Source organism: Desulfovulcanus ferrireducens (genome assembly GCF_018704065.1).
Classification (GTDB): domain Bacteria; phylum Desulfobacterota; class Desulfovibrionia; order Desulfovibrionales; family Desulfonatronovibrionaceae; genus Desulfovulcanus; species Desulfovulcanus ferrireducens.
Genome location: NZ_JAGUQP010000020.1, coordinates 41,785 through 55,875, shown reverse-complemented (window position 1 = coordinate 55,875; position 14,091 = coordinate 41,785). Strand labels below are relative to the sequence as shown.

The following is a 14,091-nucleotide window of genomic DNA, read 5'->3' as shown; positions in this document are numbered from 1 at the left end:
GACCAAAAGCTGAGTTACGGTGTCTTGATGCACCAGAAAGTTGAACGGTCTGTCACGCCTAAATTCTTATTTCTTTATCTCTTAAATTTGAAAACAGGTGATGTAAACATACGAGAAAGTTGAGTAAATTAAGTTGATAAAAAGGTTCGGCCACAGGCTCAATAACTAATACTTCTGTTTTTCCTGTTCAAGACGATTGATTTCTTGCTCCAGAACCTCCAGCTTGGACATTAGCTCTTCACCCTGATTTTGAAGATTTGCATACTCTACATTCAACGCTTTTACCTGCTCAGGGCTGGTATAAGTACTGGGATTAGCCAACTTGTTTTCCAACTCTTCCTGCTGGCGCAAATTTTCTTCCAACAACGCCTCTAACTGAACGTAATTATCTTTTAATGGTTTCAGCTTACGGTAAAGCTCATTTCTTTTTTCGGCTCGAGCTCTTTTTAGTTTCTTGGTTATTTCTCTCTTTTTTAAAGTCTTTTGCTGATCAGTAACGTCAACAGAATCACATTTTCCTGTCAACTTTTGCAAATAAGAGTCAAAATTATAAGCGCCTTGCTCAATTTGACCATTTTTTAAGATCCAATTTTCCTCAGCTACAGAACTGAGGAGATAGCGATCATGGGCGACCATAATAATGGTCTCTTGAAATTGAATTAAAGCCTGAATCAAGGCCTCTCGGCTCTCTAAATCCAGGTGGTTAGTCGGTTCATCCAGGACCAAAAAATTGGCCCGCTTTAAAAATAAACTGGCCAATACCAGCCTGGACTTTTCTCCTCCGCTTAAGTCTTTTACTTTTCGCTCCCAAAAATCCTGGCTCAACAAAAATAAACCCAGTACAGACCGAAGCTCTTCTTCTGTTGTTGAAGGATGACTGAGTCTTCTGATTTCCTGTAACACGGAATTTTGAATATTCAAAATTTCGGTTTGGTGCTGACTGTAATAGCCTACAATAATATTAGAGCCTAATTTTATATATCCTGAACTTGGAGTTAACTCACCTACGATAAGACGTAAAAGGGTTGATTTACCTTCTCCATTTGGTCCAACCACTGCAATCTTTTGTCCACGCAATAGATTGAAATTTATCTTGGACAAAATTTTTTGCTCATGACCAGTATAGTTAAAGTCCACATCTACTGCACTGAGCACAATTTTATTGCCCCTTTGCGGTTTAGGCCAGTAGAAAGAAAGGGCTTTTGACCTATCCTCGAAATTCAGTTCGTTAAGTTTATTTTTCAGTTTTTCTATCTGACCCAGCCTGGCCTGGGCTTGTTTGGCCTTTGATGCCTTGTATCTAAACCTCTGCACAAAGGACTGATTGTGTTGTATTTCCTTTTGCAACTTAGCAGCCTGCTTCTGGACCTGTGCCTGGTTCTGACTATGCCAAGTTAAAAACTGTGAAAAATTTCCAGGCCTGAAATACGGTTTTGACAAACCCAGGACCAGGACATGGGTACTAACCTTGTCCAAAAAAAAGCGATCATGGGCCACAAACACCAAAATGCCCTTGAAATTTAAAAGATAGTTCTCCAGCCAAAGCACTGCCTCAAGATCAAGATGGTTTGTCGGCTCGTCCAAAAAAAGTACATCTGCCCCCTGAATCAACACACGGGCCAGCTTGACCCGTTCTCTCCATCCTCCGCTGAGAACCTTTAAAGGCCTGGTCAGGAGGTCTTTATCAAACCCTAACCCCATGAGTATCTTTTCGGCCTGACATTCCGGATTATAGCCGAATTTATGCTCCAGTTCCTGTTGCACCTTGCTTAATTGAAGAAGCTTTGTTTTGTTATCTTCAAGGACTGCCCTTTTCCATTCCAGCCAAAACTCATTCCAGTCTGGCACGGCCTCCAAAACAAATGTTAAAAGCTCCTTTTCCAGGTCATCTTCTCCCAATTCCTGATACATAAAGCCTAGCCTGGCCCCTTTGGGCCAAACCACCTGTCCACTGTCAGGAAGTATTTCACGAGCCAAAATCTTAAGTAAGGTACTTTTGCCGCATCCATTGGGACCAACTAGCCCCAAACGCATGCCAGAACTAAGTTCAAAACTTAAATCTTTGAATAAATCCTGAGCATTATAAGTTTTATGGATTTTTTGCGCACAAATTTTAAGCATAGCTATAATAATTCCCTGTAAAAACACCCTGCTTCCAGGTACTTTTGTCTCAAATCAAGAGGTAAATTCAAATTCTCGTCCACAGACAAAAAGTAAAAAGTCTTGGCCAACTCCTTTGCTACAAACTTTTTATTCTCTATCCGCCACTGATATGCTCTTTGTGCTAAAAGCTCTTTAGCCTGTTCTATAATAGTCTTCACCCTTGCTCCAATACTGTGCTCCCGCTGCACCTTTCTCTTGCCCGCAAGGGCAATCTCTTGCAACTCCTTACTTTCAAGAGCCTTTCTGGCTACAGTAACAGCGCTGGTAACGTTTCCCCGCTCGTAAACCAGAATCTCTTCCCCGGGAACAAACAAATCACGCAATCCATTGTCCACATTTTCAGTCAAAACCGCTGCTCCACAAGCAGCTGCTTCAAAAATCCTAAAATTAAGCTCCCCTGCTGCACTTTGGTTAAGGACAATCTTGCTCCTGGCATAAATAGGCTGGTAAGCACCCTGTCTGATGATTAAAGGAAGTCTCTTCTGACAAGCCAGTAAAAATTTTCGTCGACTCTGATTGTACACACCATCAAGAGTCCCCACAAAACTGATGGGAATATCTCGCGACAGACCTTCGTCAAAAGCTTTGCCCGGATCAAAAAAAAGAGGAAACCACAAGACAGGTCTCGGCAGTTCAAGATCCATAAAAAGTGGCAGATAGTCTTTTTGAGCCACTAAAAATAAATCAAAACAAGCTGAAAATGGTACCTGCCAGGGGTTACAGTATTGATCAATGGAGAAACCCATGCACAAACAAGGCAATTTTTCAAAACCAACTACCCCGGGAGGACGACACAGATCATTCCATAAGATCAGGTCCGGGACAAAACCTTTGCTGTCTAAAAAACTTATCAGTTCTTTGGGACCCAAGAACTTTTTCAACTTCAGGTCACAATTTTCACTATAGCCTATGCTTAAAACCTTGTGCCCGGCTTTCTTTAAAGCAGGGACAAAGTATTCTCCTTCAAGATTTAAAATTCGCATAAGCCTTTTGGTTTATCGAGTTTACTGCGTTTTATAGTGTTATATAGCCTACTTTGACAAGGCCGAATTTTGTCCAAAATCTACCATTGCCCTTTTTGAGTAGAAGTTATATGAAAGAAAAAATTTGTTTTTACAAAAGCTTTCAAGGAGGAAATCATGATACCTGAAAATTTACTTTACTCCAAAACCCATGAATGGGCAAAGATAGAAGGAGATGAAGCAGTAATTGGCATTACTCACTTTGCCCAGGAACAACTCGGTGACATCACCTTTATTGAACTGCCCCAAATTGGACAAAAACTCAATGCTGGCGATGAAATGGGCAGCATTGAGTCTGTTAAAGCAGCCAGTGAAATTTACTCACCGGTCACAGGAGAAGTAATAGCTGTCAATGAAGAGCTGGAAAATGCTCCGGAAAAAATAAATGAAGACCCCTATGGACAGGGCTGGATAGCCAAGTTCAAACTATCATCTCCTGCTGAAGGTCTGCTAAATAGCGAAGAATATGCTCAAATAGTGGCTGAAGAAGACCACTAGTCTCATAATTTGTATTTTGGTACTCATTGACATATATAAATTGACATATATAATCAGACATTTTGAATTTAACCTTAAACCTTAATTATTTGCTATGCCATACATACCCCACACTCCTAAACAACAACAGGAAATGCTGGACACCATTGGCGTGTCCAGCATAGATGACCTGTTTACAGACATTGCTCCTGAGCTAAGGCCCAAAAGTTTTGATCTGCCCCAGGGCCAAAGCGAAATGCAGGTACGCAACCATTTGGAAAAGCTGGCAGCCAAAAATAATACTGACTTAACCACCTTTTTGGGCGCTGGCTTTTATGACCACTATATCCCTTCGGCTATAAAAGCTATCCTTTCTCGCTCTGAATTTTACACTGCCTATACCCCGTATCAGCCTGAAGCTTCCCAAGGCACCCTGCAGGCAATTTTTGAATATCAGACTGCAATGTGCCGACTCATGGATATGGATTATGCCAATGCCTCTTTATATGATGGTGGTACTGCCATTTACGAGGCTATCATGATGGCTGTACGGGCCACAAAAAGAAAAAAAATCATTGTCTCGGAAGACTTGAGTCCCATCTATCGCTGCATGCTTGACTGCTATACAACCAATCTACACCTTGAGCTGGTTACCGTTTCTCATAACCAGGGCCAGACAGATATCCAAGGACTGATGGATCAGATTGACGAACACACAGCCGCAGTGGTTGTCCAGAATCCTAATTTTTTTGGCTGCATCAATGATTTTACTCCTCTGTTTGCTAAAGCCAAGGAAAATGGAGCCTTAAGTATCATTTCTGTCTATGCCCTTTTGCAGTCAGTTTTAAAAACTCCGGGCCAGATGGGCGCAGACATAGCAGTAGCCGAAGGCCAGAGTTTGGGCCTGCCTCTTAGTTTCGGAGGCCCGTATTTGGGGATTATGACCTGTAGAGGGAAGTTAATCCGTCAGATGCCTGGCCGAATCGTAGGCAAAACAGTGGATAAAGATGGCCGGGAAGGATTTGTGCTCACTCTGCAGGCCAGGGAACAGCATATCCGCAGGCAAAAAGCCACGTCCAATATCTGTTCCAACCAATCTCTGTGCGCTTTGCAGTCACTCGTCTATGTTTCTCTTCTCGGACCCAAAGGTCTGAAAAGAACAGCAGGCTCTTGTATAGAACTAGCCCATTATGCCGCGCAAAAACTCACCTCAATTGATGGAGTGACACTTTTAAATGATGCACCCTTTGGCAATGAGTTCACCTTACGTTTGCCAGTAAGTGCCTACGATATCATCGACAAATTAATACCCCATGGCTATGTACCGGGATTTCCCTTAGGCCGTTATTACCAAGGAATGGAAAACTGCCTGCTCATTGCGTGTACAGAAAAAAGAACTAAACAGGATATTGGTATATTAGCCGAACTCATGCGAGGGGCGTTGAGTTAGGTAAGTGCGGAAAAGCTTGAAAGGTTAAAATGTTATTTTTATTCCTTTTAACTTAGCTTTAACAAAATAACTTAACAGTTAAAAACTTAAAACATTATCATGATGAAAACAATTTTTGCTAAATCAGTTCCTGGTCGAAAAGGTGTTTGGCCTGGAGAAACTGAAGGCCAGATCACCGATTTTGTCCCTGAAGATTTATTGCGTGAACAACCCCCAGGACTTCCAGAACAATCAGAACTGGATGTAGTCCGTCACTTTACCCTCTTGTCCAGGCGCAATTTTGGCGTGGATAGCAATTTCTATCCCTTAGGCTCATGCACCATGAAGTACAATCCCAAATTCATGGAAGACATAGCAAGCCTGCCTGGTTTTACAGAGCTTCACCCTCTGGTGCCACAGCTACGTGGGGCTGGACATTATACCCAAGGGGCACTGGAAGTTATCTATGAGACGGAAAGACTCCTTTGCGCCATAACCGGAATGGATGCCTTTACTCTCCAGCCTCTGGCCGGCGCCCACGGGGAACTAACCGGTGTCATGCTCATTGCAGCCTATCACAATCATAAAGGTAACAAAAAAACTAAAATTATAGTTCCTGACTCAGCCCATGGCACTAACCCGGCTTCGGCTGCGATTGCCGGATACGATGTTGTTAGCATTGAATCCAAAGACGGCATCATTGACCCTGAAGCCCTGAAGGCTGCCTTAGACGATGAAGTGGCCGGTGTTATGATGACCTGTCCCAATACTTTAGGTCTCTTTGAACGGCACCTGCCAGAAATTGTTGAGCTAGTGCACTCGGTGGATGGACTGCTTTATTATGATGGGGCCAATTTAAATGCCATTTTAGGCAAAATGCGTGTTGGCGACGTTGGTTTTGACGTGGTCCACCTAAACTTACACAAAACCTTTGGAACCCCGCATGGCGGTGGCGGACCAGGCTCCGGTCCGGTGGGTGTAAATAAAAAACTTGAACCATTTTTGCCAATTTCCAGGGTAGTCAAATTAGAAGACGGCCAGTTTTTCCTGGATTATGACTATCCCCATTCCATCGGATATATCGCCCCCTTTTATGGTAACTTCGGGGTCATTTTAAAAGCCTATGCTTATATCCTGCGCCTTGGTCGCGAGGGGCTGATCCGTGTTTCAGAAAACGCAGTTCTGGCTGCTAATTATTTACGCAAAAAATTAGAAGACTATCTGCACATCCCATATAATCGCACCTGTATGCACGAATTTGTGGCCTCGGCAGTGAAGCAAGCCAAAAACGGAGTACGTGCCCTGGACATTGCCAAGGCTCTCCTGGATAAGGGACATCATGCACCCACTATCTACTTTCCTCTGATTGTTAAAGAATGTTTAATGATCGAGCCAACAGAGACTGAAAGTAAGGAGACCCTGGACCAATTTGTTGATGACCTGATCGAAATATTAAACATCGCTGAAAAAAATCCGGAACTCATTCAACAAGCTCCGGTAACTACTCCGGTCAGAAGGTTGGATGAAGTAAGAGCTGCCAAAAAAATGGAGTTAAAAGACTAGTCGAGTTCGACACACTTAAACCCTAAACCATCATTGAAGATTAAAACCATATGCAATACGAATTAGTAATCATTGGCGCAGGCCCAGGTGGTTATGCAGCTTGCCTTAAAGGTGCAAAAAACGGATTAAAAACAGCCCTGATTGAGGCCGGCTCCTTGGGTGGAACTTGCTTGAACCGTGGTTGTATCCCTACCAAGCTTTTCTTAGGTGCAACCGAACCCATTGCCGGCCTAAAAGCACAACAAAGGCTGCGCCTGGCCTCCGGCGAAATTAAAATCGACCTGAAAAAACTGCAGCAGCGCAAAAAAAGCCTGGTTTCAGCCACGCACAAGGCCATGGCGGCCAGTTTAAAAAAGCTTGGCGTGGATTTAATTTCCGGTCAGGCCAGATTATTAAATTCTTCAACCCTGGAAGTCTTTGGGGAAGATAAGCTTAATATAAAGTTTGACCGTTTGATCATTGCCACAGGCTCTAAAAATGCGGACCTGCCGGGCCTAAAGCCTGATCACAAAAACATTCTCGATTCCAATGATATTTTAGACCTTGAGTCTGTCCCGGAAACTTTAGCCGTCATTGGTGCTGGTGCAATAGGCATTGAGCTCGGACAGTTCTTTAGCCGTTTGGGAAGTAAAATATTTCTCATTGAAGCTAAAGACAGGATTGTTCCCACTGAAGACCCGGAGATATCGAGGGAACTGGAGAAAATTTTAAAAAGGGAAAAATGGGTTATAAAAACCAAGACCCTTGTTCAAAAGCTGGAAAGCAGTGCAGATGGCGTATCTCTCCACCTGCCTGACGAAGAAATTCAGGTAGACAAGTGTTTAGTTGCTATTGGCCGCAAACCCAATAGTGAAAATTTAGGCCTGGACAGTGCAAATATTGAAACCTTTGGCCCAGGCTGGATTAAAACCAACGACTATTTGCAAGCTGCACCCAATATCTATGCTATTGGCGATGTCAATGGCCTCACTCTTCTCGCCCATGCAGCCTCAGATCAGGGAGAATACTGTATTGACCATATTATGGGTCATAACAAAAAACCCTATCCTCAAAATCCGGTTCCAGCCTGTATTTACGGTTCTCCGGAAATTATTCGGGCAGGCCTTAACACCTCGCAACTTGAGGCCCAAGGCAAACAATTTACTGTTACCAAAGCCAATTTGATAGCCAATCCCATTGCCCAGGCACATGGTGCTGGACATGGTTTGATCAAGGTGTTCTGGTCTGAAGACAGGGTGGTGGGCATTAGTGCTATAGGCCACAATGTCTCCCATCTCATCACCCTGGCCCAAATCATTGTCGATCAGGCCTGGACAAGAGAAGAGGTGTCTAAACACATTTTTGCTCATCCAACTCTAGATGAAAGTTTGAAAGAAGCACTTTTAAATGTATAGTGAATTACTCCCGCAAGGTCCATTTCGGGGCGAAATGGACCTTGTGCTGGCCTCAAAGTCTCCGCGCAGACAGGCTCTGCTTTCCTTACTGGGTCTAAATTTCTATGTTCTGCCCAGCAAAATCAAAGAGCCTCCGCCAAAGCCCGGACAAAACCCAGAGCAATACGCGACGTACCTCGCCGGGCTTAAGGCTGAAGATGTATGCCAGCAAAGGCCCGATAGCCTTATTCTGGCAGCAGACACCATTGTAGTCCTCAACGGAGATATCCTGGGCAAGCCCAGATCAGAGACCCAGGCCATTGAAATGCTAAAAAATCTATCCGGCCAGACACATGAAGTAATCACCGCAGTAGTGCTCGTGCACAAACAAAAGCAAATCAACATCTCCTTTGCCTGTAAATCTTTTGTAACTATGGCCAAGTTTTCCGAAGAGGTGCTAAAGAGCTATGTGCAGACCAAAGAACCTCTGGACAAGGCCGGAGCGTACGGTATCCAGGGCGTAGGAGCTTTTTTAGTGCAAAGAATCAATGGTTCCTATACCAATGTGGTTGGCCTGCCCTTGACCGAGCTTGTAGAGCACCTTGAAAAAGTCGGGGCGATTAGATTAGCCTCTGATATCTCCCAAAACCAACGCTAACAATGAACTCAATGTGGATAAAGTTGGCCACTCTTGGCCCTATAGGTCATCTACCTAAAGCCCCAGGTACATGGGGTTCTTTAGCTGCCACTCTCCTTGCCCCCTTCACCTTTATCCCCTTGAGTTTCCCCCTTAAAATTCTCGTTTTGGTGATAATCTTTTTTCTCGGCGCTTATTCAGCCAGCCTGGCTGAAAAGAGCTACAACTACAAAGATCCGGGGTGCGTAATTATTGATGAATTGCTCGGACAATGGGTTACTTTTTTGACCTTAACTCAAAGAACCTGGTTCACGCTCCTTGTGGGGTTCTTTCTTTTTCGTGCTTTTGACATCTTAAAACCCTTCCCCATTCGCAAATCCGAGCAATGGCTCAAAAATGGATTCGGAATCATGATTGATGATCTTTTAGCAGGGATTTATGCCGGACTTTGTTTGTTCATAATAATCAGAATTACTTAAGAGTCTGTGGTCAAAACGGAGTTTGGCCACAGACTCTTAACCATGTTGTTTTTTGGGGAGGAATAGACAGTGAAATAATACGACATAAACAAAATGATCGTTCCCCGAGGACAAAATACATTATCTTGAAAAGATAGAGAGAATTTATTAAGCAAAAATTTATTTATTTGAAGATGTTGTACTTTAGATCAATTCGGTCACCTCAAAAAATAAGGATCCAATGATGGACGATAAGGTCAAGCAGATCATCAAGCAATTCGTTGATGCCGTAGTTAATGTATTAGGGACAATGGCAATGGTCGAAGTTAAACCGGGAAAGCCTTATGTAAAAAAAGACCACACTGCTAGAGGTGATGTCTCGGGGGTGATTGGCTTTTCCAGCCCTAATGGCAAAAACAAAGGGACAATGTCGGTTACCTTTACAGAACAAAGCGCCCTGGGGATAATCGGAAATCTGCTGGGCGAGCAGTACTCAGAAGTTTCACAGGATATTATTGATGCGGTAGGTGAGCTAACAAATATGATTTGCGGTCAGGCCCGAAAGGGACTGGCCGATATTGGCATGCCATTTGAGGGTGCCATCCCTTCAGTCGTTACCGGAAAAAACCACTCTATTAGCCACGTGTCTAGTTCGGCTGTCCTGGCCATCCCTTTTACTACCCAGTTTGGAGATCTCACTGTGGAAGTTTGTTTTGCCTGACCAAGTTTAAAACTTAGACTTCAAGGCCCTGAATTTCTGATTCAGGGCCTATTTTTTTGAACAGTTACAACTCAACGGTCTGACCCGGAGACATTTCCAGCAATTCTGTCTGGGGGGCATATTCTTTGAGTGCTGCTTGAAAATTTTTCGTATCTTTTTCCAGAACAGGAAAAGATCCCCAGTGCATGGGAACCACTTTTTTACATTTTAGAAGTTTACAGGCCAATGCTGCCTGCCTGGGGTCCATGGTAAACACCCCCCCAATGGGGAGCAAAGCCAAATCAATGTCAAAGAGCTGGCCCCATAACTCCATACTGGAAAAAATAGCTGTGTCCCCGGCATGATAAATTGTATAGCCATCTTCGAGTGTTACGATATAGCCTACGGGGAAGCCTCGTTCACAGGAGTGAAATGCCTGGACCATGGTGATTTTTACGGAATTAAAATCAATGCTTCCACCAATATTAAAACCGATGCCATTAAGAACTTTGTCCTGACTAATCCCTTGAGCAATGCAATGTTTGGCAACCTCCACAATGGCGCCAAGATGAGCCCCTGTCTGTTTACATATTTCAATGGCCTGCCCCATATGATCGCCATGGTCATGAGTGACCAGAACCAGATCCACTTTACTTAAAGAAGAAGATTTGCTCACAGCAGAAGGATTGCCCTCAAACCATGGGTCAATGAGGATATTTAACTTGGGAGTAGCGATCTCAAAATTAGCATGACCATGCCAGGTAAGTTTGTTGCCCATATTAACCTCCTTTTAAACTTTAAACTCAAACATCTCTGTTCCCCAACGCTTAAAAATATTATTCTCTATACCTAGGTGATCCATAATTCTGCTGACAATTTGGCTAATCAAATCATCAATAGTCTGCGGCTGGTGGTAGAATCCCGGGGAAGGGGGAAGGATAACCGCCCCGGCCTGTTGAGCTTTGCACATATTCTGCAAATGGATGGCGTTTAAAGGAGTTTCTCTGGGAACCAAAACAAGGGGTCTGTTTTCTTTCAGACACACATCTGCAGCGCGGTGAATAAGATTGTTGCCAAGGCCATTGGCTATGGCCGCCAAAGTTGCCATAGAACAGGGACAGACAACCATCCCATGATGCAGCCAGGAGCCACTGGCCATAGGAGCGGTCAGTTGATCCTGGGCATAAGCGTGATCTGCAAGGGTTACTATCTTTTCCCAACCACGTGACTCCATAGGCAAAATATCTTTGGCCGCATTGGAAATAATAAGATGCAGCTCCAGGCCAGGATTTTTTTTGAGCTCCTGGATGAGCTTTAGGGCATAAGGCATGCCACTGGCTCCGGTTATGGCCAGAACGTATCTATTTGGTATTGTGTTCATGCGTTTAGTTCTTAAATTTTTTAAGCAAGACCAGTTAATTAAAAGTATACTAGGTTATCTTTACTCACTTGACAAGGCAATGGTCTTAAGAATAGAAGATTCTTTTTTAAGTAAGGGCAATTAGCTCAGTTGGATAGAGCGTCAGCCTCCGGAGCTGAAGGCCGCAGGTTCGAATCCTGCATTGCCCACCAATAATTTCTCAATAAATTTGATAATCCAAGAAATGCCGGTGCCGTGTGACTTTTTTGGTTGGCAAATTGTTTCAAGCCTCTAATCCATCCTGGTTAGAGGCTCTTTTTTTATTATAAGATAAAAACTTTCCTTGGATTTTTTTTTCCTACACTTCATCCTAACAAGCTTACACGCCTCTGGGTTCATGCAAATTTTGAAGGCTCAAAATGACTGAGCAGTTAGAGCTTTAAAAGATAAAAAAGCCATCCGGTAGGGATGGCTTTTTTATCTTCCGTCTAAGTTAGGCTAACCCTTTACTCATCTTTCTCTTTTCCCAAAGCTTCATGCTTTGCATTTTTTTACGCCTCTCCCTGGCCAAACTTTTAGCTACTAAGGAAATACCTTTCTTATAACCCCACTTTTCCTTGTATTCCTCTGGAGTAAGGTCATGTGAAGCCAAGTGTTTTTTGGTCAGCACCTTGAATGCCTTACCACACTCAAGACAAATAACACTCTTTTCACGAATGGCTTTTTGGGGATCAACAGGTGGCTTCTCCTCCTTAATCTCTGCCTTGCCCACTTTGCTAATACTTTCAGCAATGGCCCCTATCATGGAAACCATCTCTTCCGCTGACATAACACGCACGCCTGCCTGAGCTTTAACAATCTCCAAGGCCTGTTTTAGACTATCTTCCATAATTACCTCCCTATAAAATAACTTATTTTTATTATACAACGCACAACTTTTTTATCTCTATATCAAAAAAGATAATGAGGCAACATGAGAAAAATTATTTTTTAGTCCTTTTTTGATACAAATTTTACATCTTTTAAGATATTGCTCAGTGAGCAACGGTTATGTTTTTTATGCCTTATTTCAAAATATATCAGTTTATCCGGGCTAAACAACAACTTAACGACTTGAATCCAAAGACTTCTTCTCTGTATCTACAGATTTTCTAAAAAATATTTTTGTATTTTTGATGTCAAATAAGAACGGACGCATCCGCTATTTGCACTGATTTTTGAGAACCCTTAATTTTGGCATTGCATCTGCTAATTGTTTTCTCTTTTTTGTTCATATTTAGCAAAATTTTGTCATAATTAAGGAATCAAACCTGTACAGATACTCTGTCCAGTGGTAATAATCGAAAATCTGGCGGCAATCAGGAAAAAATTCTACTACGGAGTCCTATATCCACTGACCATCCTAACTACTCAACCACTCACCTACTCAACTAACTCAACCAAAGTGCACCTGTCGGATACACCCCGGAGCTACTACTGCCAAATGTTGATTTGGCTGAAAGTCTTTGTGAACTTGATAAAAATATCTCGCCTATCAATTCGAGCCCAGGACAGGCAGATATGGACGGTGCTGAGATTAAATGGGTGGAAGAGATAAAAAAATAAATAAGAGGCAAAATAAAGGTAATAATTAGCAAAATAGTTAATATATACAAGGCGTTATGGCTCTTTATCTTTCATGCTTTATATTTAAGCATGGCGCAATATCCTCTTATGACAATTACTTTGTTTACGCGCAAAACCAATCAATAATGATGCTCTATATTTTTAAGCATAAACAATGCTTACACAAAAATTCTTTCACTATCTTTTTATAAAGAATTTACGGGTTTAGATTAAATTTACAAAAATTTTTTACTATTTTCTTGACACAAAAAGAATTTAAGGACTATAATTTTGTTTAACTAATATTTAGTATGTTGATCAAAGTCAACAATAACTTACGGCAAAGATGATTAATCAATGGAGCTGGAATCCATGTCATTACTCTAGACTTCACTAGGCTCCACCTTGGTACGAATAATGACTTACTATAATTGCGACAGTCTTAGATTCTGCTATCATGGAGAAGATAGCGATAGAAGTCGCTTCGAACATTAAGAATGTAGTATTTGATTTTTTCTATAAACTCGTTATATACTAAAAAAAAAACTGAATGGAAGAAAAAAATCCTATTAAGCTTATTGGATTGCAGAGCATTAAGGAAATTTTTTTTGTTTTCCTGTTATTTGGTTTCGTTTTAATACTTGGCGGCGGAGTCTGTCTTGATTTAACAAAAAATCTTCCGAGTCAATACCTAAAAATAATTGAAGAATCGTTATCTATAAACACTTTTGGGCTATTAAGTATTGTTAGTCTCTGTATTCTTGCCGTCTGGAGGCTAATCAAAGGCGAAGAAGCTCTTAAGCATCCATTTGTTACAAAGATCATTCTGCCGCTGTCTCGTGCTGGTCTTTCTGCTGGTGCAATAACAGCAGGTATGCTTCTTGGTATTGGTCTAGGCCTATGGCTCATAACACTAGGGGGAAAACACAGTGAACTTGCTTTAAATGCAATTCAGTTTATTGGCTTGTCTGCTTTTCTTGCCTTGTTTATTATTCCTTTGATCGTATTGCATCTATATCTTCTGTTTCCGTGTAAACAGAAAGTGCTTTGGTTAGACCTTGTAAGTGCTATATATACAGTTTTAGTAATGAGTATGTTTTTTGTTGTTGATAATTATTTGGATTGGAAATCAGTTGGGGTGCTATTTGTGATTTTTGTGATTTTTGCTTTCCTTATAAAGAAAAACAGTGCATAATTTGATAAGAATGTGCTTTTCTCCGGCCCTACCCACACCACCATGCTACGGGTCCGCACAACCCGTTTCATCAAAATTACGGAGCCGTAGCCGGAGTGAATTCTCACCC

Annotated in this window: 13 protein-coding genes and 1 tRNA gene; 9 read left to right on the top strand and 5 right to left on the bottom strand. The window is 42.2% G+C overall.

The window, feature by feature from the left end; genetic code table 11:
• Positions 1-165: 165 nt before the first annotated feature.
• Both abc-f and KFV02_RS08240 read right to left on the bottom strand, forming a co-directional pair.
• Positions 166-2,121, bottom strand: a complete 1,956-nt coding sequence (abc-f, locus tag KFV02_RS08245) for a ribosomal protection-like ABC-F family protein (RefSeq protein WP_252381069.1) — start codon at positions 2,119-2,121, stop codon at positions 166-168.
• 2 nt (positions 2,122-2,123) lie between these two features.
• The gene (locus KFV02_RS08240) at positions 2,124-3,146 is read right to left on the bottom strand and encodes a glycosyltransferase family protein (RefSeq protein ID WP_252381068.1); all 1,023 of its coding nucleotides are present in this window, start codon (positions 3,144-3,146) and stop codon (positions 2,124-2,126) included.
• Positions 3,147-3,302: 156 nt separating this feature from the next.
• Between KFV02_RS08240 and gcvH the strand changes: the two genes are divergently transcribed.
• The 7 genes from gcvH to KFV02_RS08205 all read left to right on the top strand — a co-directional run bounded on the left by gcvH (position 3,303) and on the right by KFV02_RS08205 (position 9,843).
• Positions 3,303-3,683 carry a glycine cleavage system protein GcvH gene (gene gcvH, locus KFV02_RS08235; RefSeq protein ID WP_252381067.1) on the top strand — a complete coding sequence of 127 codons (381 nt, stop codon included), beginning with the start codon at positions 3,303-3,305 and terminating at the stop codon, positions 3,681-3,683.
• A 94-nt stretch (positions 3,684-3,777) separates the two neighbouring features.
• The gene (gene gcvPA / locus KFV02_RS08230) at positions 3,778-5,112 is read left to right on the top strand and encodes an aminomethyl-transferring glycine dehydrogenase subunit GcvPA (RefSeq protein ID WP_252381066.1); all 1,335 of its coding nucleotides are present in this window, start codon (positions 3,778-3,780) and stop codon (positions 5,110-5,112) included.
• 102 nt (positions 5,113-5,214) lie between these two features.
• Positions 5,215-6,654: an aminomethyl-transferring glycine dehydrogenase subunit GcvPB gene (gene gcvPB / locus KFV02_RS08225; RefSeq protein WP_252381071.1), complete on the top strand. Its 1,440-nt coding sequence runs from the start codon at positions 5,215-5,217 to the stop codon at positions 6,652-6,654.
• Positions 6,655-6,704: 50 nt separating this feature from the next.
• Entirely contained in the window at positions 6,705-8,048 is a 1,344-nt protein-coding gene (gene lpdA, locus KFV02_RS08220) for a dihydrolipoyl dehydrogenase (RefSeq protein WP_252381065.1), read from the top strand.
• On the top strand, positions 8,041-8,685 hold the full coding sequence (locus KFV02_RS08215) for a Maf family protein (RefSeq protein ID WP_252381064.1): 645 nt from the start codon (positions 8,041-8,043) through the stop codon (positions 8,683-8,685). The genes lpdA and KFV02_RS08215 overlap by 8 nt, the downstream gene beginning before the upstream one ends.
• Positions 8,686-8,696: 11 nt before the next feature.
• Positions 8,697-9,143 (top strand): phosphatidylglycerophosphatase A family protein, encoded by a 447-nt coding sequence (locus tag KFV02_RS08210; protein WP_252381063.1) that lies wholly within the window; start codon positions 8,697-8,699, stop codon positions 9,141-9,143.
• Between the two features lie 223 nt (positions 9,144-9,366).
• On the top strand, positions 9,367-9,843 hold the full coding sequence (locus tag KFV02_RS08205) for a chemotaxis protein CheX (RefSeq protein WP_252381070.1): 477 nt from the start codon (positions 9,367-9,369) through the stop codon (positions 9,841-9,843).
• Between the two features lie 64 nt (positions 9,844-9,907).
• Here KFV02_RS08205 and KFV02_RS08200 read toward each other — a convergent pair whose 3' ends face one another.
• A complete protein-coding gene (locus KFV02_RS08200; protein WP_252381062.1) occupies positions 9,908-10,600 on the bottom strand; it encodes a metal-dependent hydrolase in 693 nt (230 codons plus the stop codon).
• A gap of 12 nt (positions 10,601-10,612) precedes the next feature.
• Positions 10,613-11,203: a UbiX family flavin prenyltransferase gene (locus KFV02_RS08195; RefSeq protein WP_252381061.1), complete on the bottom strand. Its 591-nt coding sequence runs from the start codon at positions 11,201-11,203 to the stop codon at positions 10,613-10,615.
• 114 nt (positions 11,204-11,317) lie between these two features.
• Here KFV02_RS08195 and KFV02_RS08190 point away from each other — a divergent pair.
• Positions 11,318-11,394, top strand: a tRNA-Arg gene (locus KFV02_RS08190).
• Between the two features lie 281 nt (positions 11,395-11,675).
• Here KFV02_RS08190 and KFV02_RS08185 read toward each other — a convergent pair.
• Positions 11,676-12,071, bottom strand: a complete 396-nt coding sequence (locus KFV02_RS08185; RefSeq protein WP_252381060.1) for a Ros/MucR family transcriptional regulator — start codon at positions 12,069-12,071, stop codon at positions 11,676-11,678.
• A 1,266-nt stretch (positions 12,072-13,337) separates the two neighbouring features.
• On the opposite strand from KFV02_RS08185, the gene KFV02_RS08180 reads away from it, so the two are divergent.
• Complete coding sequence (locus tag KFV02_RS08180) at positions 13,338-13,982, top strand: hypothetical protein (RefSeq protein ID WP_252381059.1); 645 nt, start codon at positions 13,338-13,340, stop codon at positions 13,980-13,982.
• Positions 13,983-14,091 lie beyond the last annotated feature (109 nt).